General features: G+C 67.6%; 21 protein-coding genes. 5 read left to right on the forward strand and 16 right to left on the reverse strand.

The genetic code is table 11. From position 1 onward, the window contains the following. Positions 1–149 precede the first annotated feature (149 nt). On the forward strand, positions 150–1,064 hold the full coding sequence (gene kdgD / locus G3N98_RS01985; RefSeq protein ID WP_011546881.1) for a 5-dehydro-4-deoxyglucarate dehydratase: 915 nt from the start codon (positions 150–152) through the stop codon (positions 1,062–1,064). A gap of 137 nt (positions 1,065–1,201) precedes the next feature. On the opposite strand, the gene G3N98_RS01990 is transcribed toward kdgD, so the two are convergent. Continuing rightward, positions 1,202–1,753 (reverse strand): hypothetical protein, encoded by a 552-nt coding sequence (locus G3N98_RS01990; RefSeq protein ID WP_206147047.1) that lies wholly within the window; start codon positions 1,751–1,753, stop codon positions 1,202–1,204. A gap of 256 nt (positions 1,754–2,009) precedes the next feature. After that, positions 2,010–3,587: an aldehyde dehydrogenase (NADP(+)) gene (locus tag G3N98_RS01995; protein ID WP_206147048.1), complete on the reverse strand. Its 1,578-nt coding sequence runs from the start codon at positions 3,585–3,587 to the stop codon at positions 2,010–2,012. A gap of 247 nt (positions 3,588–3,834) precedes the next feature. On the opposite strand from G3N98_RS01995, the gene G3N98_RS02000 reads away from it, so the two are divergent. Then, entirely contained in the window at positions 3,835–5,214 is a 1,380-nt protein-coding gene (locus G3N98_RS02000; protein ID WP_089475724.1) for an MFS transporter, read from the forward strand. Between the two features lie 78 nt (positions 5,215–5,292). Here the strand turns inward: G3N98_RS02000 and G3N98_RS02005 are convergent, their stop codons facing one another. Further along, positions 5,293–6,018 (reverse strand): site-2 protease family protein, encoded by a 726-nt coding sequence (locus G3N98_RS02005; protein WP_089462013.1) that lies wholly within the window; start codon positions 6,016–6,018, stop codon positions 5,293–5,295. Then, positions 6,015–6,977, reverse strand: coding sequence for a DUF2167 domain-containing protein (locus tag G3N98_RS02010; RefSeq protein ID WP_206147049.1), 963 nt, complete (start codon positions 6,975–6,977; stop codon positions 6,015–6,017). The genes G3N98_RS02005 and G3N98_RS02010 overlap by 4 nt, the downstream gene beginning before the upstream one ends. A gap of 196 nt (positions 6,978–7,173) precedes the next feature. Here G3N98_RS02010 and G3N98_RS02015 point away from each other — a divergent pair, with 196 nt between their 5' ends. Further along, positions 7,174–8,022, forward strand: coding sequence for a helix-turn-helix transcriptional regulator (locus G3N98_RS02015; protein ID WP_206147050.1), 849 nt, complete (start codon positions 7,174–7,176; stop codon positions 8,020–8,022). Positions 8,023–8,054: 32 nt separating this feature from the next. Here the strand turns inward: G3N98_RS02015 and G3N98_RS02020 are convergent, their stop codons facing one another. After that, a complete protein-coding gene (locus G3N98_RS02020; protein ID WP_206147051.1) occupies positions 8,055–8,684 on the reverse strand; it encodes a LysE family translocator in 630 nt (209 codons plus the stop codon). Between the two features lie 154 nt (positions 8,685–8,838). Here G3N98_RS02020 and G3N98_RS02025 point away from each other — a divergent pair, with 154 nt between their 5' ends. Then, complete coding sequence (locus G3N98_RS02025; RefSeq protein WP_089462011.1) at positions 8,839–9,303, forward strand: Lrp/AsnC family transcriptional regulator; 465 nt, start codon at positions 8,839–8,841, stop codon at positions 9,301–9,303. Here G3N98_RS02025 and G3N98_RS02030 read toward each other — a convergent pair. The 11 genes from G3N98_RS02030 to G3N98_RS02080 all read right to left on the reverse strand — a co-directional run bounded on the left by G3N98_RS02030 (position 9,300) and on the right by G3N98_RS02080 (position 20,343). Beyond that, positions 9,300–10,676: a dihydroorotase gene (locus tag G3N98_RS02030; protein ID WP_206147052.1), complete on the reverse strand. Its 1,377-nt coding sequence runs from the start codon at positions 10,674–10,676 to the stop codon at positions 9,300–9,302. The genes G3N98_RS02025 and G3N98_RS02030 overlap by 4 nt on opposite strands. A 3-nt stretch (positions 10,677–10,679) precedes the next feature. After that, a complete protein-coding gene (locus G3N98_RS02035; protein ID WP_089433370.1) occupies positions 10,680–11,240 on the reverse strand; it encodes a carbonate dehydratase in 561 nt (186 codons plus the stop codon). Then, complete coding sequence (locus G3N98_RS02040) at positions 11,240–11,776, reverse strand: 6-carboxytetrahydropterin synthase (protein ID WP_346779059.1); 537 nt, start codon at positions 11,774–11,776, stop codon at positions 11,240–11,242. Before G3N98_RS02040 ends, G3N98_RS02035 begins: the two co-directional genes overlap by 1 nt. Continuing rightward, positions 11,674–12,729 carry a GTP cyclohydrolase FolE2 gene (folE2, locus tag G3N98_RS02045; protein ID WP_206147054.1) on the reverse strand — a complete coding sequence of 352 codons (1,056 nt, stop codon included), beginning with the start codon at positions 12,727–12,729 and terminating at the stop codon, positions 11,674–11,676. The genes G3N98_RS02040 and folE2 overlap by 103 nt, the downstream gene beginning before the upstream one ends. A gap of 58 nt (positions 12,730–12,787) precedes the next feature. Beyond that, positions 12,788–13,996: a zinc metallochaperone GTPase ZigA gene (gene zigA, locus G3N98_RS02050; RefSeq protein WP_206147055.1), complete on the reverse strand. Its 1,209-nt coding sequence runs from the start codon at positions 13,994–13,996 to the stop codon at positions 12,788–12,790. Between the two features lie 136 nt (positions 13,997–14,132). Next, positions 14,133–15,344: an acyl-CoA dehydrogenase family protein gene (locus G3N98_RS02055; RefSeq protein ID WP_206147056.1), complete on the reverse strand. Its 1,212-nt coding sequence runs from the start codon at positions 15,342–15,344 to the stop codon at positions 14,133–14,135. After that, positions 15,341–16,183, reverse strand: a complete 843-nt coding sequence (locus G3N98_RS02060) for a hypothetical protein (protein ID WP_206147057.1) — start codon at positions 16,181–16,183, stop codon at positions 15,341–15,343. Before G3N98_RS02060 ends, G3N98_RS02055 begins: the two co-directional genes overlap by 4 nt. 54 nt (positions 16,184–16,237) lie before the next feature. After that, positions 16,238–16,894 (reverse strand): methionine ABC transporter permease, encoded by a 657-nt coding sequence (locus tag G3N98_RS02065; RefSeq protein ID WP_046546161.1) that lies wholly within the window; start codon positions 16,892–16,894, stop codon positions 16,238–16,240. Continuing rightward, a complete protein-coding gene (locus G3N98_RS02070) occupies positions 16,887–18,077 on the reverse strand; it encodes an ATP-binding cassette domain-containing protein (protein ID WP_206147058.1) in 1,191 nt (396 codons plus the stop codon). Before G3N98_RS02070 ends, G3N98_RS02065 begins: the two co-directional genes overlap by 8 nt. Before the next feature lie 18 nt (positions 18,078–18,095). Further along, complete coding sequence (locus tag G3N98_RS02075) at positions 18,096–19,514, reverse strand: LLM class flavin-dependent oxidoreductase (RefSeq protein ID WP_089429229.1); 1,419 nt, start codon at positions 19,512–19,514, stop codon at positions 18,096–18,098. Between the two features lie 10 nt (positions 19,515–19,524). Continuing rightward, positions 19,525–20,343, reverse strand: a complete 819-nt coding sequence (locus tag G3N98_RS02080) for a MetQ/NlpA family ABC transporter substrate-binding protein (protein ID WP_206147059.1) — start codon at positions 20,341–20,343, stop codon at positions 19,525–19,527. A 432-nt stretch (positions 20,344–20,775) separates the two neighbouring features. On the opposite strand from G3N98_RS02080, the gene G3N98_RS02085 reads away from it, so the two are divergent. Continuing rightward, positions 20,776–22,140, forward strand: coding sequence for a 2-hydroxycarboxylate transporter family protein (locus G3N98_RS02085; RefSeq protein WP_206147060.1), 1,365 nt, complete (start codon positions 20,776–20,778; stop codon positions 22,138–22,140). Positions 22,141–22,232: the final 92 nt, after the last annotated feature.

Raw genomic sequence — 22,232 nt, forward strand, 5'->3', positions numbered from 1 at the left:
TATCCGGAAAGACCCTACTATTTATCGAGCAGCAAACCGCTTGCGTCGCCCCTCCCCTCGTTGTACGATGACATACAACGACATCGCCAATGTGGCTCGTATGCCGTTCCCAACGAACCCAGCACTCGCGCTAGACGGACGACCCAACCATGACCTCACCGCAAGAACTCAAACAGATCATTTCCCACGGCCTGCTGTCGTTTCCGCTGACGGATTTCGACGCCGACGGCAGCTTCCGCCCGTCCACCTATGCCGAGCGCCTGGAATGGCTCGCGCCGTACGGTGCGAGCGCGCTGTTCGCGGCCGGCGGCACCGGTGAATTCTTCTCGCTCACGCAGCGCGAGTATTCGGACGTGATCCGTGTCGCGACGGAAACCTGCAAGGGCAAGGTGCCGATCCTCGCCGGCGCGGGCGGCGCGACGCGCGTCGCGATCGAATATGCGCAGGAGGCCGAGCGCCTCGGCGCGAGCGGCGTGCTGCTGATGCCGCATTACCTGACCGAAGCCAGCCAGGAAGGGATCGCCGACCACGTCGAGCAAGTGTGCCGTGCGCTGAAGATCGGTGTCGTGGTGTACAACCGCGCGAATTCGAAGCTGAACGCCGACATGCTCGAGCGCCTCGCCGATCGTTGCCCGAACCTGATCGGCTTCAAGGACGGTGTCGGCGAAATCGAAAGCATGGTGACGATCCGCCGCCGCCTCGGCGACCGTTTCGCGTACCTCGGCGGCCTGCCGACGGCCGAAGTCTATGCGGCCGCATACAAGGCGCTCGGCGTGCCGGTGTATTCGTCGGCCGTGTTCAACTTCATCCCGAAGACGGCGATGGCATTCTACGAAGCGATCGCGAAGGACGACCACGCCACGGTCGGCCGCCTGATCGACGAATTCTTCCTGCCGTACCTGAAGATCCGCAATCGCCGCGCGGGCTATGCGGTCAGCATCGTGAAGGCGGGCGCGAAGCTCGTCGGCCATGACGCAGGCCCGGTGCGCGCGCCGCTCGTCGATCTCACCGATGAAGAAGCGGCGGAGCTCGACGTGCTGATCAAGAAGATGGGGCCGCAATAAGCGGTGTTCGTCGGCGGCGCATGCCTTCATTGGCACCGCGCCGGCAGTGCTACATCGCGGCCGGCATTCGCCGGCCGCGACCTTTTGCGCGCTTTCCGCGATGACGCACGCATCCGCCGCCATGCGTGTCGCCACCGTCACATCTGCGCGATGACCCCGACGATCCGGTAACGCACGTTCCCCAGCTTGACGCGTGTCGCCTCGATCTGGTCCTGCGCACCCGATCGCGCGCGCGAATTCGATTCGCTGCCAAGGATCTGCCCGAGTACGTCGCGGTCAACGACCGCGTCGAAGAACCGGCCGACCGTGATCGTCGCCGACTGCTTCGCGGTCGCGAGCTGGCTGTTCGCCTGCATCAACGCTTCGGAGCGCAGGCCCGGATCGCGTTCATCGATGCCGCGCCGGTACTGGAGCGCGAACACCAGCGCTTCCATGTCCTGCCGGAAACGGCGAACGGCTTGACCGAACACGAGCGAATGCGCGTCGGAACCCGTGACGAGCCGCCCCTGGTTGATCGTGATGTCGAATTCGCTGCCGCCCAGGTCGCGCTGGAATTCCAGCAGTGCATTCGCGAGCACGCGTCCTTCGCTGTACTGGCCGATCTGGGTGCGCACGGATTTCGCGACGTCGCCGATCGCTTTCCACAATCCGGCCGCGAACAGGTGGTCGCCACGTTTGTTGATATTCATGGATTCGGTACCCTTTTAGACTTCTTCTGGATCTCTCAGGCTTCGCCCGCGGGTCGGTCGACCCGGGGCTTCGGTACTGTAGGAGAAAAGCGGGAGCGGCGAAAGTCTGCCGGGGTGGCATGCATCCGTTCTCCGACAGTTTCCGAAGCACGAAAAAAAGGCGGAAGCAGCCGACCGGCTACCTCCGCCTTTCCGATTTCAGGCATGAAATCGGCGCATTGACCGCCGTCATGACGCCATCAGTCGTACGTGCCGATTACTCCGCCTTCCCGTCCCGCAGCCGCGGAATCGCGAGCGGATTGCTTTCCTGCAACCCTTCCGGCAGCAGATCGTCCGGGAAATCCTGGTAGCACACCGGCCGCAGGAAACGCTCGATCGCCGTCGCGCCGACCGACGTGACGGCCGGGTTCGACGTGGCCGGGAACGGCCCGCCGTGCACCATCGCGTCGCACACCTCGACGCCGGTCGGGTAGCCGTTGACCAGCAGGCGGCCCGCCTTGCGTTCAAGGATCGGCAGCAGCCGGCGCGCGAGCGGCTTGTCGTCGGCATCCATCTGCAGCGTGGCCGTCAGCTGGCCTTCGAGCGCTTCGAGCACGCGCGCGACTTCGTCGAGATCGCGACAACGCACGATCAGCGACGCCGGCCCGAACACCTCGTGGCTGAACGCCGGCTCGGCCAGGAACGCCTGCGCGCCGACTTCGTACAGCGCGCCGCCGGCCTGGCAGTCGGTCTGCGCCGCCTCGCCCGCGCCGATCTCGCGCACGCCCGGCAGTTCGGCCAGCTTGCCGCGGCCGTTGCGATACGCATCGGCGATGCCGCGCGTGAGCATCACGCCGGCCGGCTTCTTCGCGAGCGCCTGCGCGGCGACGGTTTCGAAGCGGTCGAGATCGGGGCCGTCGATCGCGAGCACGAGGCCCGGGTTGGTACAGAACTGGCCGACGCCCAGCGTCAGCGAATCGACGAAGCCCGTCGCGATCGCGTCGCCGCGCGCGGCAAGTGCCGCCGGGAACAGCACGACGGGGTTGATGCTGCTCATTTCCGCGTAGACGGGAATCGGCTGCGGGCGCGCGTTCGCGAGCTGCACGAGCGCCATGCCGCCCTGCCGCGACCCCGTGAAGCCGACCGCCTGGACCGCCGGATGGCTGACGAGCGCCGCGCCGATCACGCGGCCGGGGCCGACCAGCAGCGAGAACACGCCCGCCGGCATGCCGGTTTTCGCGACGGCGGCGCGGATCGCGCGGCCCACCAGCTCGGACGTGCCGAGGTGCGCCTCGTGCGCCTTCACGATCACCGGGCAGCCGGCCGCGAGCGCCGACGCCGTATCGCCGCCGGCCACCGAGAACGCGAGCGGGAAATTGCTCGCCCCGAACACGACGACGGGCCCAAGCCCGACTTTCTGCAGCCGCAGGTCCGAACGCGGCAGCGGCGTGCGCGCCGGCTGCGCGGGATCGATCGACGCGGCGAGGAAGCGCCCGTCGCGCACGACGCGCGCGAATAGCCGCAGCTGGCCGACGGTGCGGCCACGCTCACCCTGCAGCCGCGCGACGGGCAGGCCCGTTTCGGCGTGCGCGCGCTCGATCAGCGCGTCGCCGAGCGCGACGATTTCATCCGCGATCGCGTCGAGAAACGCCGCACGGGCCGCGAGCGGCTGCGCGCGGTACGCGTCGAACGCATCGCGCGCGAGTTCGCATGCGCGGTCGACGTCGGCCTGCGCCGCAACGCCGAACGCCGGCGCGTCGATCGGCTCGCCCTTCGACGGGTCGAACGCGCGCAAGGTACCGGCCGAGCCGGCGACCGCTTCGGCGCCGATCAGCATCTCTCCAGTCAGTTGCATGGGGTGTGCTCCGTGGTTCGGGAATAGATCGCTCATTGTAGCTCAACAGATATGATGTCCGCCCACCTAACCTCAATATTCGCGTCAATTGTCGGGTTGGCGCCGACACGAGCAAAACCCTTATTTCACACGCCAATATCTGGGATTTCCACCCTTTCGCGCCACCATCCAGAGGGAAAACCCGATGTTTCTGCATCTGATTATTGCCAATAAACTGTCGACAAGTCATACGACGACATACATTAAAGTGCCTAATCAAACCCCTTCTCGCGAGCTTCCGCTCAACCTCGCGCGCACCGCGCGCCGGACCGCCGTGCGCTACTGGATCCTGGCGATGCTGTTCGTCGTCACGACACTCAACTATGCGGACCGCGCGACGCTGTCGATCACCGGCACGCCGATCCGCAAGGCGTTCGGCATCGATCCGGTGACGATGGGCTACATCTTCTCGGCGTTCAGCTGGGCGTACGTGCTCGCGCAACTGCCGAGCGGCTGGCTGCTCGACCGCTTCGGCGCGCGGCGCGTGTATGCGGCCAGCATCTTCCTGTGGTCGGCGTTCACGCTGCTGCAGAGCACGATCGGCCTCGGCGGCAGCGCCGCGTTCGCGGTCGCCGCGCTGTTCGCGATGCGCTTCGCGGTCGGCATCGCCGAAGCCCCCGCCTTTCCGGCGAACGCGAAAGTGGTCGCGAGCTGGTTCCCGACCGCCGAACGCGGCACCGCGTCGGCGATCTTCAACGCCGCGCAGTACTTCGCGGCCGTGGTGTTCTCGCCGCTGATGGCGTGGCTCACGCATGCGTACGGCTGGCACCAGGTGTATCTGTGGCTCGGCCTCGCGGGCATCGCGCTCGCGTTCCTGTGGCTGCGGGTCATGAAGGATCCGGCCGACCATCCGGCCGTGAACCGCGCGGAACTCGAGCATATCGAGCAAGGCGGCGGCCTCGTGCGCACCGCTGCACGCAGCAGCAACGGCGCGCGCTCCGAAAGCAGCCGCGTGGCCGGCTGGTACTACGTGCGCCAGCTGCTGTCGAACCGGATGCTGATCGGCGTGTACCTCGGCCAGTACTGCGTGAACGTGCTCACGTACTTCTTCCTCACGTGGTTCCCGATCTATCTCGTGCAGGCGCGCGGGATGTCGCTGCTGAAGGCCGGCTTCATGACGTCGCTGCCCGCGATCTGCGGGTTCCTCGGCGGCGTGCTCGGCGGGATGCTGTCGGACGGACTGATCCGCCGCGGCGTGTCGCTCACGCTCGCGCGCAAGATCCCGATCGTCGGCGGGATGGCGCTGTCGATGGTCATCATCGGCTGCAACTACGTCGACAGCGAAGTACTGGTGATCGTGCTGATGGCCGTGTCGTTCTTCGGCAAGGGGATCGGCTCGCTGGGCTGGGCCGTCGTCGCGGATACCGCGCCGAAGGAAGCGATCGGCCTGTCGGGCAGCCTGTTCAACATGTTCGGCAACACGGCCGGCATCATCGCGCCGATCGCGATCGGCTACCTCGTCGGCGCGAGCGGCTCGTTCAACGGCGCGCTCGTGTTCGTCGGGCTGAACGCGCTCGTCACCGTGTTCAGCTATCTCGTGATCGTGAAGGACATCAAACGCGTCGAACTGCGTCATCGCGACGCCTGACGTTCGGCTTCAAGACAAAGCGACGGCGGCCGCATGAAAACGGCCGCCGTCGTCGCATTCGACCTCAGGTATCCGCTGTCAGATCGACGAATGCGCGACGCGCAGCATGTCGTGCACGCCGGACGTCATCAGCGCGAGGAACGCGAGCAGGCCCACGTAGCAGAGCGCGTACGTCGTCTTCGTCTCGATCGACGTCGCGTAGTACACGCGGTTCTCCGGCGCGTCGGGATCGTAGCGCCACGCACGCTTCAGCTGCGGCAGCGCGAGGATCGCCATCACGATCAGCAACGGGCTCGGGCGATACACGAACAGCGCGATCAGCACCGGCACGCCCGCGAACCAGATGCGCGGCGACAGCACCGCGGTGATCCGCCCGCCGTCGAACGGCGACAGCGGAATCATGTTGAACAGGTTCAGGAAGAAGCCCGTGTACGACAGCGCGAGCAGCAGGTTGCTGTCGGTGTGGCGCGCGGCCGCGTAGCAGGCCAGCGCGCCGAGCGTGCCGACGAACGGCCCGGCGAGCCCGACGTACGCTTCGGTTTCCGCGTCGTGCGGCATCTCCTTCAGCTGGATCCACGCGCCGACGAACGGGATGAAGGTCGGCAGCCCGACGTCGAGCCCGCGCCGCTGCGCGGCGATGTAGTGGCCAGCCTCGTGCACCAGCAGCAGCGCCACGAAACCGGCGGCGAACCGCCAGCCGTAGAACAGCGCGTAGACCGCGATCGACGCCAGCATGGTGCCCGCCGACATGAGCACCTTGCCGAGCTTGAGGCCGCCGAAGATCAGCAGCAACAGCTTCGTCATTCCTTGCGCTCCGTGCCGGACGTATCGGATACGCTGGATGTCTCGGCGACGGCCGGCACCGCGGCCGCCTTCGGCTTGCGCCCGAAGAAGCGCTTCAGTGCCGCACCACCGGCCAGCAGCGCGACCGCACCGATCTTGAAGAACTTCACCGCGAACGCACCGATCAGCGCGAGCAGGCCGAGCTTCTTCGCGCCGACGCCGACGATCAACGCCGCGAGGCCGTACTCGGCGACGTGGTCGGTCGACTTGTTGAAATCCGCATAGCGCTTGCCGTCGTTGAAGCGGATGTTCGACAGCAGCTCGTCGGCCGACGCCTTGTACTTCGGCAGGTCGGCAAGCGTCGACGCCATCGTCAGCGACAGGTAGCCGTCACGGCCGAGCACGAGCGTCCGGTAGTTCACGCCGTCGTTCTCGGCGTTCGGGGCCGCGCCCTTGTCGCGGATGATCGCCGACCACACGAGCCGGTGTGTGGCCGCGTCGTACGCGGGCGCCTTCGCCCAGCCGACCACCTCGGTCTCCGGCAGGCCGCGCTCCTTGCGCCCCGGGTTGTCTTCCTCGGTGCCGGACTGCAGGCTCTTCAGCAACTCGTCGGGCTTCCAGTCCTTCGCGTCGTCGTCGCGGATATAGCCGCTCGGCTCGAACGACACGACCGAGATCCAGTCGGCATCGGGATCGTCGGGCAGCACGAGGCCGACCAGCTTGGATTCGTCGATCGAGTTGCCCATCGAGCGCAGGTAGCGGCCGGCTTCGGCGGCCGGCACGAACGATTCGCCGGCTTTCAGCTTCAGCACGGCTTCGTGTTTTACGTCGATGTCGGTCGGGCCCTTCACGACCGCGTCGTTGGCGGCCGCGGCGGCGGCCCTCATTTCCACCTGCGCAGCTTCGGTCTGCGCGTGGCCGGTGGTCGCGGCGAATGCGAGCGTCGCCACGCAGGCGAGCCGGACGGCAAGTTTTTTCATTGTTGGATTCCCCTGGAATGCCTTGTCGTAAATATGCACGGCACCGGCCCAGGCGTTTTCAATCGCGGGTCCGGCGTCGTCTCTCAGTTGGCACGGGGGCTATGGTAACGCAGCGCGGTGACACGCCCGGGGAACGGCGCGATGCTTACGTCCGAGGTAATGCCCAAGGTGCGCGGGATTGCCTATCATCTGCCACATGAACCCGACCGCCGCCCTCCATTCGCCCTCCCCGTCCGCCGGCCGCGCGCCAGGCATCGGCCCGCTGCTGCGCACGTGGCGGCAGCGCCGGCGCCTGAGCCAGATGGCGCTCGCGCTCGACGCGGACGTCTCCGCGCGCCACCTGAGCTTCGTCGAATCGGGCCGCGCGCAGCCGAGCCGCGAGATGGTGCTGCATCTCGCCGAGCGCCTCGACGTGCCGCTGCGCGAGCGCAATGCGCTGCTCGTCGCGGCCGGCTTCGCGCCGCTGTTCCGCGAACGGCCGTTTTCGGATCCGCAACTGGATGCCGCGCGCCATGCGGTCGAAGCCGTGCTGCGCGGCCACGAGCCTTATCCGGCGCTCGCTGTGGACCGCCACTGGACGCTGCTCGCCGCGAACCGGATGCTCGGCGCGCTGGTCGCGCAAGCCGACCCGGCGTTGCTGCAGCCGCCCGTCAACGTGCTGCGGCTGAGCCTGCATCCGGACGGGCTCGCGTCGCAGATCGTCAACTGGCACGAATGGCGCGCGCACATCCTGCATCGGCTGCAGCGGCAGATCGATGCGAGCGGCGACCGCACGCTGCACACGCTGCGCGACGAACTCGCCGCGTATCCGGCGCCGGCCGGCCAGCCCGACGACACACAGGCGCGCACCGATTTCGCGGAGATCGCCGTGCCGCTGCGGCTGCGCACGGCGGCCGGCGAGCTGACGTTCTTCAGCACGACGACGGTGTTCGGCACGCCGGTCGACGTGACGCTGTCGGAACTCGCGATCGAGGCGTTCTTTCCGGCGAACCCGGAGACGGTGGAGGCAATGCGGGCGCTGGCGGACGCGTTGCCGGCGGAATAAAGCCGGCAGGCGCGCCGGCGCCGCGGCCGCGATCAGCGGCGCTCGAGCGCCAGCTTCACGCCCAGCCCCAGCAGCACCACGCCGCTGACGCGATGCATGCGCGTCAGGATGCGCGGATTGCGGCGGATCGATGCAGACAGCAGGCCCGCGAACAACGCGACCGGCCCCTTGACGAGAAACGTCAGGCCGGCAAACGTCGCGCCGAGCACGAACAGCGACAGCATCGGATGCGCGGTGCCCGCCGGCACGAATTGCGGCAGGAACGCCAGATAGAAGAGCGCGACCTTCGGATTCGACACGTTGGACAGCGCGCCTTGCGCGAATGTGCGAAGCCGCGATGCCTGCGCACCGTCGCGGCCGCTCGCGAGCGCCAGTTCGCCCGACGACCGCAGCAACGTGATGCCGAGGTACAACAGATACAGCGCACCGATCACCTTCAGCGCCGTGAACAGCCATTCGGACGCCTGAAGAAGCGCGCCCAGACCGAGCGTCGCGAGCATCGTATGAACGAGCAGCCCGACGCTGACGCCCGCGGCCGTCACGAGGCCCGCGCGCGTGCCGCCGGACAGCGTGCGCGACATCACGAGCACCATGTCCTGACCCGGCGTGACGATGATCAGAAGCGACGTTGCGATGAATGGCAGCCAGGATAGATGTGACATGGAAGCGCTCCTGAAGGGATAGCCGGCGGGCGGGAATCGCCCGGCCGGCCTTCAGATTATCGGTGCCCTTCCGTGGAGATTGGATGCGTATTTGGCTACGTTAAATCAGCGATTTGGAGCTAATCTCTAGTTTTAAAGCCTCTGGTAGCAAAAAATGCCAATCAAACTGGACGCGATCGACCGGCGCATTCTGCGTGCATTGCAACGGAATTCGAACCAGACGAATGCCGAACTCGCGCAACAGGCCGGGCTGTCGCCCACGCCATGCCTGCGCCGCGTTCATCTGCTCGAGGAACAAGGCGTGATCGATGCGTATGTCGCACTCTTGAACCCGGCTGCCGTCGACCTGAGATTCACCGCGTTCGTGCGCGTCACGCTGGAGCGCCAGGATAAGACCACCGTCGAACGCTTTGCGCGCGAAATGGAGCAAGCGCCCGAAGTACTCGAATGTCATCTGATGGCCGGCAGCTACGACTATCTGCTGCGCGTGATCGCGCGCGATCTCGACGACTACCAGCGCTTCCAGATGGAGACGCTCACGCAGATCGAAGGCGTCCGCAACGTCGAAACCGAGATTCCGCTGAAGCGCATCAAGCAGACGGTTCGCCTGCCGATCTAGGCATCCAGAAACGTCACGGCCTGCCCTGCCGGCTCCCCGTTCAGCGCACCATCGCGCACCACGACCTGCCCGCGCACGACCGTGTGCACGGGCCAGCCTGTAACCGCACAACCGTCGTAGGGCGTCCAACCGCTCACGCTGGCAATCCATTCGTCCCGAATGATGCGACGCGCACGCAAGTCGACGATGCTGAAATCGGCGTCGTAGCCCGCCGCGATCCGCCCTTTCCCCGCGATGCCGAAGATGCGCGCCGGCCCGGCACTGGTCAGGTCGACCAGCCGTTCGAGGCTCAGGCAGCCCGCATGCACGTGATCGAGCATCAGCGGCAGCAGTGTCTGCACGCCGGTCATCCCGCTCGGCGACTGCGGATAGGGCCGGCGTTTTTCATCGCGCGTATGCGGCGCGTGATCGCTGCCGATCACGTCGACCACGCCATCGCGAACGGCCTGCCACAGCGCGTCCTGATGATGCCGCTCGCGCACCGGCGGATTCATCTGCGCGAACGTGCCGAGCCGCTCGTAGCAATCGGGCGCGTACAGGCTCAGGTGATGGGGCGTGACCTCGACGGTCACGCGCTGCCGGTGCCGCGCGAGGAACGCCATTTCGCCGGCGGTGGACACGTGCAGCACATGCAGCCGGCGGCCCGTCTCGGCAGACAGCCCGACGATGCGCCGCGTCGCGGCCAGCGCGCTTTCCTCGTCGCGCCAGTGAGGATGATCACGCACGTCGCCGCTCGCTTCGACGAGCGCCCGGCGTTCGCGCAGCCGCGCCTCGTCTTCCGCGTGCACGGCCATGCGCCGCCGCCCGTTGCGCACGATTCGGCGCAACACGGCTTCGTCGTCGGCCAGCAGGTCGCCGAACGAACTGCCCATGAAGACCTTCACCCCCGCGCAGCCCGGCAGGTTTTCGAGTACCGGCAGCCGTTCGGCGTTCGCGGCCGAGCCGCCGATGTAGAACGCGTAGTCGCACCATGCACGGCCGCGCGCAAGATCCAGCTTGGCCTGCAGGTCCTGCGCGGTCAGCGTCAGCGGATGCGTGTTGGGCATCTCGAAGATCGTCGTGACGCCGCCGAGCACCGCGCCGCGCGTGCCGGCCTCGAGGGTCTCCTTGTGCATCAAGCCCGGTTCGCGGAAATGCACCTGGCTGTCGACGACGCCCGGCAACACGTGCAGGCCGCCGGCATCCAGCAGGACGTCGGCGCTCCACGTGCCGTGCAACGCACCCAGCGCAACGACACGGCCGCCCACGCACGCGATGTCGATCCGCTCGGCCCCGTTGGGTGTCATCGCGATGCCGCCATGCACGAGCAGGTCGGCGTGACGTCGCTTCAGCGCGTCGCTCACGCCCGCTTCACGTCGGATAGGCTCGTCCATGACTCAGAACTCGTTCTGGATGTGCTTGTAGCCCAGCACCAGCGCGTTGTTCGTGCGTGCGACATCCTCGGAGAAATCGCTCGCGTCAGCCGTCACCTGCGGCAACGCGGCGAGATCGGTTTCCGGCCCGATGCGCTCGGTCGAACGCACGTAGAAACCCGGCGGCAGGTGGCAGCCGTCGACGACCGCGTTGTAGCGCACCACGCAGCCGTCGTCGATGGTGCAGTTGAACAGCACGCTGTTGAAGCCGACGAACACGCCGTTACCGACCTTGCACGGCCCGTGGACGATCGCGCGATGCGCGATCGACGTGTGCTGGCCGATGGTGACGCTCGCGCCCGACTTCGAATGGATCACCACGCCGTCCTGGATGTTCGAATGCGCGCCGATCACGATCGGCGCGATCCGGCCGCCGGCATCCGTTTCGTCGGCGCGGATCACCGCGTACGGGCCGATGAACACGTTCTCCTCGACGATCACGAGCCCGCACAGAATGGCGGTCGGATCGACGAAGGCGCTCGGGTGGATCTGCGGCAGGTCGCCGCGCGGGTTCTTTCTGATCATCAGGATTCCTGCCTTGAAGTGGGGCGGCCGCGCTTGATCCGCTCGAACAGGCCCGGATCGCGCCACTGTCCGGCGATGGCCGGCGCGAACACGATGTCGTCCAGGTCGATGCGGCCCATGCGCGGGTTGAACGCATCGTCGCGAAAGCACTGCGCGTAACCGGTCTCGGTCTCGTGAACGATGATCGAATGCAGCCGCACGTCGGCTTCGCCGTTCGTCATGCGGGTGCCGGACAGCGCCGCATCGACGAGGCGAAAGAACACACGCGAGAACTGCTCGGCGCTCGGCGACACGGGCAGCAGCACCCAGCGCTCGGAATGCCGGCGCATGCTCTCGACATAGCAAGGGTCGTCATCCGACCACAGCGTCACGGCGTGATCGAATGCGTCGATCAGGTCGCGCACGTCGCCCTTGAGCAGCCCGAAGTCGTAGATCATCTGCCCGTGATCCAGCGCGTGCGCTTCCAGCAACAGCTCGACGCGGTACGAATGGCCGTGGATCGAATGCGAGCAGCGCCGCGTGCTGCAGCCGCGCACGACGTGCGCGTTCTCGAAGCGGAACAGCTTGCGTCGGCGCCTTCGCGCACCGGCGCGGCCCAGGCCACCGCATCGTGCGGATGCAGGCTTTCCAGATGGCGCACGTGCACGTGCGGGGTTGCATGGTAGCCGTCCAGCGCGGCCTGGACCCGGCGCGCGGCATCCTCGACGAACATCAGGTTGCCGCCGTTCAGCACCGCGAAGGCCTGCTCGTCCGCGCGCTTGACGGCCGTCTGCACCGGCGTGCCGAGCGCGTGCTCGATGCGATCGATCAGGTCGATCAGCCCCAGCGTCGCGCCATCGTCGGGCAGCGCCACGCTGACGACGGCTTCGCTGCGCTGGCTGTGCGGCGTGGCCGCCGTCGCGTGCCGCTTCAGCCACGCGGCGACTGCCGCCGGCTCCACGCGATCGTCGCGGCCGAATGCCGCCAGGAACGCCTGCTCGACCCAGTGCCGCGACAGCGCGGCCGAGCACGGGCACGTCGACGAATAGACTACCGTCACCTGCGCGCGCAGCGCGAACCGGGAGCCGGTCAGCGTCGCGTCGAGCCGGACCGGATAGGCTTTCCATCCGGCCAGCCCGTCGGTCACCAGCGCGGCGCGGCGCGCCAGCAAGTCGAAGCGCAACCGGAGCCGCGCGCTGCGCGTGTCGCAGTCGCGATGGCTGTCGACCATCGCATGCAGCACACGCTGAAGGCCGGCCGGCGACAGCGCCGCGCCATCATCGAGCCCGTCGAGCCCGTCGAGCAGCCGGTACAGCCGCGACATGTGGATGCCCTTCACGTGCGGCGCAGGCAGATCGACCTGCACGTCGGCGCGCGCATGCACGTCGCGCCGGCAGCCGGGCTCGGCCACGGCAACGGGCAGGTCGATGCCCTGCATGCCGACCCATTCGAGCGGGCGGCCGCCCGGCGCGGCATCAGTCAGGGAAATATCGGGAAGGGGTGCGTTCATGCTCGGAATCCGGTGGAGCGCCTTCTCCATCCGGATCGATGCAGGAAGCGCGTTCAGGTCAGGGCCAGTCGCGAAACGGGTTGTCCCACGTGGTCCAGTGTTCGGGGCCGGTGGCCATCTCGGCATCGGTCAGCAGACACGCGTCGAAGCGCGCGCGCAGCGCGGGCTCGTCCATGTCCATGCCGATCAGCACGAGTTCCTGCCGCGCATCGCCGACGTGCTCGTCCCAGCGCGCGCGGATCTGCGCGACGGCTTCCGCGTCCTGCGGCCAGCGCTCGGGCGGCATGGCCGCCCACCAGTAGCCGGCCGGCCCGTGCCGCGCGACCGCACCGGCCTGCGACCACGAACCGGCCACGGTCGGGTGGGTGGCGAGCCAGAAGAATCCCTTCGAACGGACGACGCCGGGCCATTCGCTTTCGACGAGATCGAAGAAACGCTGCGGATGGAACGGCCGACGCGCGCGATAGACGAAGCTGCGAATGCCGTACTCGTCGGTCTCGGGCGTGTGCGTGCCGCGCATCTCCTGCAGCCAGCCCGGTGCGCGCGATGCGGCTTCGAAGTCGAACAGGCCCGTGTCGAGCACGCGCTCGAGCGGCACCTTGCCGAATTCGGCGATCTCGATCCGTGCACGCGGGTTCAAGCCGCGCAGCAGCGCGACCAGCCGCTCGCGCGCGCTTGCGTCGATCAGGTCGATCTTGTTGATCACGATCACGTCGCAGAACTCGATCTGGTCGATCAGCAAATCGACGACCGTGCGCGCATCCTCCTCGCCCATCGATTCGCCGCGCGACTGCAGGCTGTCGCGCGACGCGTAGTCGCGCAGGAAATTGAACGCATCGACCACCGTCACCATCGTGTCGAGCCGTGCGACTTCGCCGAGGCTGCGGCCATCCTCGCCTTCGAACGTGAACGTCTCGGCCACCGGCAGCGGCTCCGAGATGCCGGTCGATTCGATCACGAGCTGGTCGAACCGCCCTTCGCGCGCGAGACGGTCGACCTCGATCAGCAAATCCTCGCGCAGCGTGCAGCAGATGCAGCCGTTGCTCATCTCGACCAGCTTCTCGTCGGTGCGCGACAGCCCCGCGCCGCCGTCGCGCACGAGCGCGGCGTCGATGTTGACCTCGGACATGTCGTTGACGATGACCGCGACGCGCCGGCCCTCGCGATTGTTCAGGATGTGGTTGAGCAGCGTCGTCTTGCCGGCGCCGAGGAAGCCGGACAGGACGGTCACGGGAAGCCGCGTGGACGGGGGGAGTGCGGGGCTCATCGGGCGATTCCGGAAGGAGGGTGGACGATCGTCGAGTGATACATTATATCGCAACGATATAACATATCATTTCAAACGTCCAGCATGCCGGTCAGGTTTTGTCCGGAGCGGACCGCGCCGCTCCGGCATCACGCCGTCATGTATAGAGCGACGCCTGCGGCAACTCGGCCGTCAGCGCGAACCGGCCCACATCCCGCAACCGGTAGTCGAGCGGATCGTGCAGCGTATGCGTGCGCGCGTTCCGCCAGAAGCGGTCGAGGCAGAGCGACGCGGCTGTCGCGCGTGCGCCGCAGGCGTCGAACAGCGCCTCGCCGTTCTCGAGCGCCGCGCGCTGCGCGACGATCTTCGCCTCCGATACCGCGAGCGCCACCTCGGCGCGCTCGTCCGCCGTCAGCGCATCCTGCCGCGCCCATGCACGCTGCAACGCGGCGGCCGCGCGATCGGCCAGCGCCGCTGCGGCGACCGCCCGCACGCGCATGTCGCCGAAGCGCTGCAGCGTGTACGGATCGTCGCTCGCCTGCGCGACCTCCGACTGGATCCAGGGCCGGCCATGCTTCAGCACGTAGTCGCGCGCTTCCGCCAGCGCGCCTTCCGCGAGCCCGACGAACAGGTTGGTCAGCACGAGCTGCGACACGAGCGTGCGCAGCGTCGCGCGCGGGGTCGGCGGCGTCTCGGAACGGTGCAGCACCTCGTCCGCCGCAAGCGTCACGCCGTCGAAGCGCACGCTGCCGCTGTCGGTCTGGCGCTGGCCGATCGGATCCCAGTCTTCGTTGACCGTGATCCCCGCGCGATCGGTCGGCACCACGCCGAACACGGTGCGGCCGGTGTCCGGATCGTGCGCGGACACCGTCATGCGCTGCGAGCCGCGTGTGCCCGAACAGAAACCCTTCACGCCATCGAGCCGGTAGCCGCCGTCAGGCGTGGCCGTGGCCACGAGCCGCGTGTCGAGCGGATTGACCGCATTGCCCCACCACCATTGCTGCTCGACCGTGCCACGCAGGTAGCGTTCGCGCTGCGCGGCGTTGCCCCACACGTCGACGCTCACCACCTGCAGGCACTGGAACCCGACGAGATGCGCGAGCGCGCTGTCGACGCGCGCGATCTGCCGGATCGCGTCGTAGATCCCGGGCCACGCGGCTTCCTGCCCGCCGAACGCACGCGGCACCGCGAGCGTCAGCAAGCCCGCATCGGCGAGCCACTGCTTCTCCTGTGCCGCATGACCGCCCGCGCGGTCGCGCGCGGCGGCCGTGGTGCGCAACGCGTCGATCGCGCGCGCCAGCGCGGCGTGGTCGAAGGCCGGGGCATCGGTATCGGGCGCGAAGGTCGCCGGGCCGCGTGGATCGTTCATGCGACGGCTTCCTGCGCAACCGCTTCACCCGACAGCGGCACCAGCGCGTCGAGCGTGCGGCCGGTCAGCCGCGACAGGATCTCGCGCCGCCAGTCGTCGTAGATCGCGCGGTATTCGGCGATATCCGCGCCGAACACGTGCGCGGTATGCGCGTACTCGTCGTGCAGGTAACCGTCGAGCCGCGCCTGCGTTTCCTCATCGGCCGCGATCACGCGATCGATCAGCGCATCGCGTTCGGCTGCCGGCAGCGCCTTCAGCGTGTCGAACCACCACTGGACGATCTGCACGCGATGCCATTCCTCGTCCGGCCGGATCCGGTTCTCGCCGTGCTCGCGCATCTCGGAATCGCCGATGCGGCCGGTCTTGCGCTGGATCCACAGCTTCGCGAGGATGTGCAGCTCGTAATGCCATTCGAACGCGAGAAAGCCCGCGATGTCGCGCACCGCGATGTCGCCGATGCGCGCCCAGTGCGCGGCGACGAGCCGGTCGACTTCCGGCAGCGGGTCACGCCCCGTCAGTTCGGTCACGCGTTCGCGGCCGATCACCGCGTGCGCGCCGTCGTCGCCGAGCTGGCGCGACAGGATCAGCTGGAAATGCGGATCGTCGCGGAACAGCGTGTCGATCGCCTTCGCGACGACCTGCACGATGAACAGGTCGTGCGACGCCATCTTCGTGTAGTAGTCGGCGACGGCGGCCAATTCGTCGTCGTTGCGCGGCTCGCGCGGCGGCGTGGCGAGCTTCGCCGGGAAGTCAGGACGATGGCGTCGCGCCACGTCGAGAAACAGCGCTTCCTCGAATTGTCCGTTCCATTCGCGCGGCGCGCCGATGGGCAAGGTCATAGGTTTCTTTCTCTCAGGATCATGAATGAAGCGAGCGGACGCTTGTGGCGTCGCTCAGGTACGCCGGGTCACGCGTCGGACCAGGCGGTCGCCCGTGATTTGCACGGCCGAGACGAGCGCGATCAGGATCACGATCACGGTCGCCATGACGGTGGTGTCGAAACGCTGGTAGCCATAGCGGATCGCGAGATCGCCGAGGCCGCCCGCGCCGACGGCGCCCGCCATCGCCGTCGAGCCGATCAGCGCGACGACGGTAATGGTGAAGCCGCCGAGCATGCCGGGCAGCGCTTCGGGCAGCAGCACGTGCCAGACGATGTGGCGGCGTTTCGCGCCCATCGCGAGCGCGGCCTCGATCAGCCCGCGGTCGACTTCGCGCAGGCTCACCTCGGCGATCCGCGCGAAGAACGGGATCGCGGCGATCGACAGCGGCACGACGGCCGCCCAGACGCCGATCGTCGTGCCGATCAGCACGCGCGTGAACGGCAGCAAAGCGACGAGCAGGATGATGAACGGCGTCGAGCGGAACACGTTGACGAGCGCGCCGAGCACCGCATTCACGCCGCGCCGCTCGTAGATGCCGCCGGGCGCGGTCGTCACGAGGATCACCGCGAGCGGGATGCCGATCAGCGCGGCAATCACGGCCGACGCTGCGACCATCGACAACGTGTCGCGGATCGCGTCGAGCAGTTCGGGCCACCAGAGGTCAAACATAGCCGAGCACCTCCGCGTGATTCGCGTGGCGACGCGCGCGTTCGAGCAGCGCGGCCACCGCGCCGCCGCGGGCGGTCGATTGGCCGGCGTCGTCCGCACGCAGTGCCGCCGCGATCACGAGCCGCCCCTGTGCGTGCCCCTGGATGCGCTCGATCCCGCCGTGCAGGAAACGCACCGAGCCGCCGAGCGCCACTGCAAGCGCGCCGACATCCGGCTCGCCGCCGCTCTCGCCCGTATAGCGGACGTCGAGCACGACCTGCGCGCCTTCAGGCAACGCGGCTTGTTCCGGCAACGGCTGCACGCGCGCGGCCAGTTCGGCCGGCAGGTCGTGCACGAGCGTGCTGAGCAGCGCGCGCGTCGCGCCGTGGCGCGGATCGCCGAACACGCGCCACACGGGGCCCGTTTCGACGACTTCGCCCTGCTCGATCACCGCGACCGTGTCGCACACCGCGCGGATCACTTCCATCTCGTGCGTGATCAGCACGATCGTCAGCCCGAGGCGACGGTTGATGTCGGCGAGCAGCGCGAGGATCGACTGCGTCGTCTCGGGATCGAGCGCCGACGTCGCCTCGTCGCACAGCAGCACCTCCGGATCGTGCACGAGCGCGCGGGCAATGCCGACGCGCTGCTTCTGCCCGCCCGACAAGCTGGCCGGATACGCGTCGCGCTTCGCGGCGAGCCCGACGAGGTCGAGCAGCGCCTCGACCTTGCGCACGCGTTCGGCCTTCGGCACGCCGGCGATCTTCAGCGGCAGCGCGACGTTCTCGAACACCGTCTTCGCGGACAGCAGGTTGAAATGCTGGAACACCATGCCGGTGCGGCGCCGCAGCGCGACGAGCCCGTCCTCGTCGAGCGCGCCGACGTCGACGCCCTGCACGCGCACGCGGCCCGAACTCGGCCGCTCGAGCCCGTTCACGAGCCGCAGCAGCGTCGACTTCCCGGCGCCGCTGCGGCCGATGATCCCGAAGACCTCGCCGCGCCGCACGCCGAGCGTCACGTCGCGCAATGCGGCGGCCTGGCCGCGCGGCGTCGCGAACACCTTGCCGACCTGCTCCAGCGATACGGCGGCGCCGGCGCGGGTCGATTCGGCCGACGCGGCCGCTTCGTCATGTGCCGTTGCCTCGGCTCCCGCACGTACTGCCGACGTCTCAATGAAACCCAGCGTATCGAACAATTGCGTCATCGCTTCGCTCCGTCACGTTCAGACATGCGCGGGATGCGCGGATTCGGCGTGCACGGCGGCGCCCGGCCGGTGCTGCGCGCCGGTATGCCACGCGGGCAGGCGCGGGCCCGCGCCGAACAGCTTCTCGCGCAGCGTCGGCGCGGGATCGTAGTCTTCCTTGTAGACGCCGCGGTTCTGCAACTCGGGCACGACCCAGTCGACGAAATCCTCGAACGACTCGGGCATCACGGTGCGCGTCAGGTTGAAGCCGTCGATGCCGGTCTCGTCGATCCACGACTGCAGCTCGTCCGCGACCTGCGACGGCGAGCCGACGATCGGCGCATAGCGGCCGCCGAGCGACATCTGTTCGAGCATGCGGCGCACGGTCCACGTGCCGGTCGTGCTCTTGCGCGAGATCGCGTCGACGGCCGACTGGATCGAATCGGTCTTCACGTACGAGATCGGTTCGTCGAGGCCGTACTTCGCGAAGTCGATGCCGGTCGAGCTCGCGAAATGCGCGAGACCGGCTTCGGCGCTTGCGTAGCGCCGGTACTCGTCGAACTTCTCGCGGGCAAGCAATTCAGTCTCGGCCGTCACGACGCTCACGCCGGCAAAGATCTTGATTGACGCAGGATCACGGCCCTGCCGTGCAGCGGCCGCGCGAATGTCGAGTGTCGCCGCGCGCGCGGCGGCCTTGCTTTGCCCGTTCACGAACACGCATTCCGCGTGACGCCCCGCGAACTCGACACCGCGCGCGGACGAACCGGCCTGGTACAGCACCGGCGTGCGTTGCAGCGACGGCTCGCTCAGATGAATCGCGTCGATCGAATAGAACGGCCCGTCGTGCTTCACGCGCCGCACCTTGCCCGGCTGCGCGAACACGCGCGCCTGCGCGTCGCGGATCACCGCATCGTCGTCCCAGCTCTGTTCCCACAGCTTGTAGACGACGTCCATGTAGTCGTCCGCGCGCTCGTAGCGGTCGTCGTGGCCGATCTGCTGCGCGAGGCCCATCCCGCGCGCGGCGCTGTCGAGATAGCCGGTGACGATGTTCCAGCCCACGCGCCCTTTTGTCAGATGATCGAGCGTCGACATGCGGCGCGCGAACAGGTAAGGCGGCTCGTAGGTGAGGTTCGCGGTCACGCCGAAGCCGAGGTGCCGCGTGACCTGCGCCATCGCGGGCACGAGCAGCAGCGGATCGTTGACGGGCACCTGCACCGATTCGCGCAGCGCGGCGTCGGGGCCGCCGCCGAACACGTCGTACACGCCGACGATGTCCGCGAGGAAGATCCCGTCGAACTTGCCGCGTTCGAGCGTCTTCGCGAGGTCGGCCCAGTAGTCGAGATCGGTGTAGTGCGCGGAGCGGTCGCGCGGATGCGTCCACAGCCCGTGGTTGATGTGCCCGACGCAGTTCATGTTGAACGCGTTGAGCAGGATTTTCTTGCGGTTCGCCGTCGTCATGCCGCCTCCGTCACCACGCGATCGCGTACAGCGAGCCGAACGCGTTGTCGAGCGCCTTGCGCACGGCCGGCGAGTGCTGGTAGATCGAGATGAACTTGCGGATGCGCGGATCGTTCACGCTGTCCGGCCGCACGACCCACTGGATCGCGAAGATCTTGTTCTCGGTGCCGTCGAACAGCAGCGCGCTGTTCGGGTCGGTCGTGCCGGCGAGCTTGATGAAGCTCGGGTAGCCCTGCGCGAGATCGACGTCGTCGAGCGAGCGCGCGAGCTGCGACGCTTCGAGCGGGATGATCTTCAGGTGCTTCGGGTTCGCGACGATGTCATGCGTCGTCGCGCGGTAGTCGGCGCCCGGCTTCAGCGTGATGAGCCCCGCGCGCTGCAGCAACAGCAGCCCGCGCCCGCCGTTCACCGGATCGTTCGCGATCGCGACTTTCGCGCCGTCCTTCAGCTCGCTGAAGCTTTTCACCTTCTTCGAATAGAGGCCGATCTTCATGATCGTGCCGGGCGCGATCGACACGAAGTTGTAGCCGCCCTGCTTGTTCGCGTTCTCGAGGAACGGGATGTGCTGGAAATAGTTGACGTCGATGTCCTTGTTCGCGAGCGCCGCGTTCGGCGTATTCCAGTCGGTGAACTCGACGATCTTCACGTCGAGCCCCTGCGCCTTCGCCTCCTTCGCGGCAACTTTCAGCGCCTCGATCTGCGGGCTGGTCGAGATGCCGACCTTCAGCGGCGCGGTGTCGGCGTGCGCGCCATTGAGCAATGCGACGCCAAGCACGGCGGCAGCCAGCAGGCGCGCGACGCGGCCGGCGGAAAAAACGGCATGCAGCATGAAACCACTCTCCTGTCCAAAGACGGTATCGATGGATGAGCGACGCCGCGGAGAACGCACGGGCGTTCTCCGGACAGAGGTCAAACGCATCGGAAAAGATCAGCCGATGATAGAGAGCGGCGCGGGAGCGGTCTACGAAGCGATTGTGCGAAGAAAATCGCGCGCGGCGATATGGCGGGCGGCCATGCGGGATCGGCGGCCTGACCGGGCGCCCGGCCGGCCGCCAGGCCGAAATCTAGGCCTGGGCGCCGGGCGAATTCCGAAATCTCGGCCAGCCGGTCGGGCCGCCCTTTCCGCAGACGAAACAAACCCCTTATAAATCAATGCATTAAAAATATTCCGACAGGCCGGATTTCTGGCACGGGGGTTGCGTAATAGACCGCACACGATGCCGCGAAGCCATGCAGGCATACCAACATCAGGAGACACGTCTTGCAGACCTCTATCCATACCCCGTCCCATCCGGAGCCGGTTTCCGACGCCGTCGCCACCCCGCGCGAGCGCTTCTGGCCTGAAGGCTGGTGGAAACTGATGGAAATTCGCATCGGCATCATTCCGCTGCCCGTCTACTTCATCCTGCTCGCGCTGATCGTCGGCTTCTCGGTGACCGGCAAGGTGCCCGGCGAGATCTCGATGGCGATCGCGGTGCTCGCGTTCTTCGGCTTCACCTGCGCGGAACTGGGCAAGCGCCTGCCGCTCTTGCGCAACATCGGCGCGGCCGCGATCTTCGCGACCTTCGTGCCGTCGGCGCTCACGTACTACCACGTGCTGCCCAAGCCGGTGCTGAACCTCACCGTCGAATTCACGAAGTCGACCAACTTCCTGTACCTGTTCATCGCGTCGATCATCGTCGGCAGCATCCTGAGCATGGATCGCCGCGTGCTGATCCAGGGCTTCGTGAAGATCTTCATCCCGCTCGCGGCCGGCTCGGTCGCGGCCGCGATCGTCGGCACGGCGGTCGGCACCGCGCTCGGCCTCGGCGCGCGCCACACGCTGCTGTACATCGTCGTGCCGATCATGGCCGGCGGCGTCGGCGAAGGCGCGATTCCGCTGTCGATCGGCTATTCGGAACTGATGCACCTGCCGCAAGGCGAGATGTTCGCGATGGTGCTGCCGCCGGTGATGCTCGGCAGCCTGACCGCGATCATCCTGTCGGGCGCGCTCGACATGCTCGGCAAGCGCTTCCCGCACCTGACCGGCAACGGCCGCCTGCAGGTCGGCGAATCGGGCGACATGACGCCCGAGAACGAGGAAATCCGCGGCCACGTCGACGTCTCGCACATCGCGGGCGCCGGCATCACCGCGATCACGCTGTACCTGGTCGGCCTGATGGCGCACAAGCTGTTCGGCCTGCCCGCGCCGGTCGCGATGCTGTTCCTCGCGGTGCTCGTGAAGCTCGCGCGCGCGGTGTCGCCGCCGCTGCAGGAAGGCGCGTTCGTCGTCTACAAGTTCTTCTCGACCGCCGTCACGTATCCGCTGCTGTTCGCGATCGGCGTCGCGATGACACCGTGGGACAAGCTGACCGCCGCGTTCACGATCGTCAACGTCGTCACGATCGTGTCGACCGTCGCGACGCTGATGGGCACCGGTTTCGTGGTCGGCCGCCTGATGAAGATGTACCCTATCGACACCGCAATCGTGAACGCCTGCCACAGCGGGCAAGGCGGCACCGGCGACGTCGCGATCCTGACCGCCGCGAACCGGATGCAGCTGATGCCGTTCGCGCAGATCGCGACGCGGATCGGCGGCGCGATCGTCGTCACGGTCACGCTGATCCTGGTCGCCCACTTCGGATGACGCGCCGCCGCGCGCACCGTCGCGCAGGCCGCTTTGCACGCGCCGCCGCCGGCCCAGCCGGCGCGCGGCGCGCGTCGTTCGGGGCGTCGTTT

Origin of the sequence: Burkholderia sp. Tr-20390 (assembly GCF_017104595.1) — a bacterium.
In the GTDB taxonomy this organism is placed as follows: domain Bacteria; phylum Pseudomonadota; class Gammaproteobacteria; order Burkholderiales; family Burkholderiaceae; genus Burkholderia.

Excerpts from the sequence above, each read along its gene's own strand:
- kdgD (WP_011546881.1), top strand. The coding sequence starts at position 150 with ATGACCTCACCGCAAGAACTCAAACAGATCATTTCCCACGGCCTGCTG.
- G3N98_RS01990 (WP_206147047.1), bottom strand. The coding sequence starts at position 1,753 with ATGAATATCAACAAACGTGGCGACCACCTGTTCGCGGCCGGATTGTGG.
- G3N98_RS01995 (WP_206147048.1), bottom strand. The coding sequence starts at position 3,587 with ATGCAACTGACTGGAGAGATGCTGATCGGCGCCGAAGCGGTCGCCGGC.
- G3N98_RS02005 (WP_089462013.1), bottom strand. The coding sequence starts at position 6,018 with ATGACGAAGCTGTTGCTGCTGATCTTCGGCGGCCTCAAGCTCGGCAAG.
- G3N98_RS02010 (WP_206147049.1), bottom strand. The coding sequence starts at position 6,977 with ATGAAAAAACTTGCCGTCCGGCTCGCCTGCGTGGCGACGCTCGCATTC.
- G3N98_RS02015 (WP_206147050.1), top strand. The coding sequence starts at position 7,174 with ATGAACCCGACCGCCGCCCTCCATTCGCCCTCCCCGTCCGCCGGCCGC.
- G3N98_RS02020 (WP_206147051.1), bottom strand. The coding sequence starts at position 8,684 with ATGTCACATCTATCCTGGCTGCCATTCATCGCAACGTCGCTTCTGATC.
- G3N98_RS02025 (WP_089462011.1), top strand. The coding sequence starts at position 8,839 with ATGCCAATCAAACTGGACGCGATCGACCGGCGCATTCTGCGTGCATTG.
- G3N98_RS02030 (WP_206147052.1), bottom strand. The coding sequence starts at position 10,676 with ATGGACGAGCCTATCCGACGTGAAGCGGGCGTGAGCGACGCGCTGAAG.
- G3N98_RS02035 (WP_089433370.1), bottom strand. The coding sequence starts at position 11,240 with ATGATCAGAAAGAACCCGCGCGGCGACCTGCCGCAGATCCACCCGAGC.
- folE2 (WP_206147054.1), bottom strand. The coding sequence starts at position 12,729 with ATGAACGCACCCCTTCCCGATATTTCCCTGACTGATGCCGCGCCGGGC.
- zigA (WP_206147055.1), bottom strand. The coding sequence starts at position 13,996 with ATGAGCCCCGCACTCCCCCCGTCCACGCGGCTTCCCGTGACCGTCCTG.
- G3N98_RS02055 (WP_206147056.1), bottom strand. The coding sequence starts at position 15,344 with ATGAACGATCCACGCGGCCCGGCGACCTTCGCGCCCGATACCGATGCC.
- G3N98_RS02060 (WP_206147057.1), bottom strand. The coding sequence starts at position 16,183 with ATGACCTTGCCCATCGGCGCGCCGCGCGAATGGAACGGACAATTCGAG.
- G3N98_RS02065 (WP_046546161.1), bottom strand. The coding sequence starts at position 16,894 with ATGTTTGACCTCTGGTGGCCCGAACTGCTCGACGCGATCCGCGACACG.
- G3N98_RS02070 (WP_206147058.1), bottom strand. The coding sequence starts at position 18,077 with ATGACGCAATTGTTCGATACGCTGGGTTTCATTGAGACGTCGGCAGTA.
- G3N98_RS02075 (WP_089429229.1), bottom strand. The coding sequence starts at position 19,514 with ATGACGACGGCGAACCGCAAGAAAATCCTGCTCAACGCGTTCAACATG.
- G3N98_RS02080 (WP_206147059.1), bottom strand. The coding sequence starts at position 20,343 with ATGCTGCATGCCGTTTTTTCCGCCGGCCGCGTCGCGCGCCTGCTGGCT.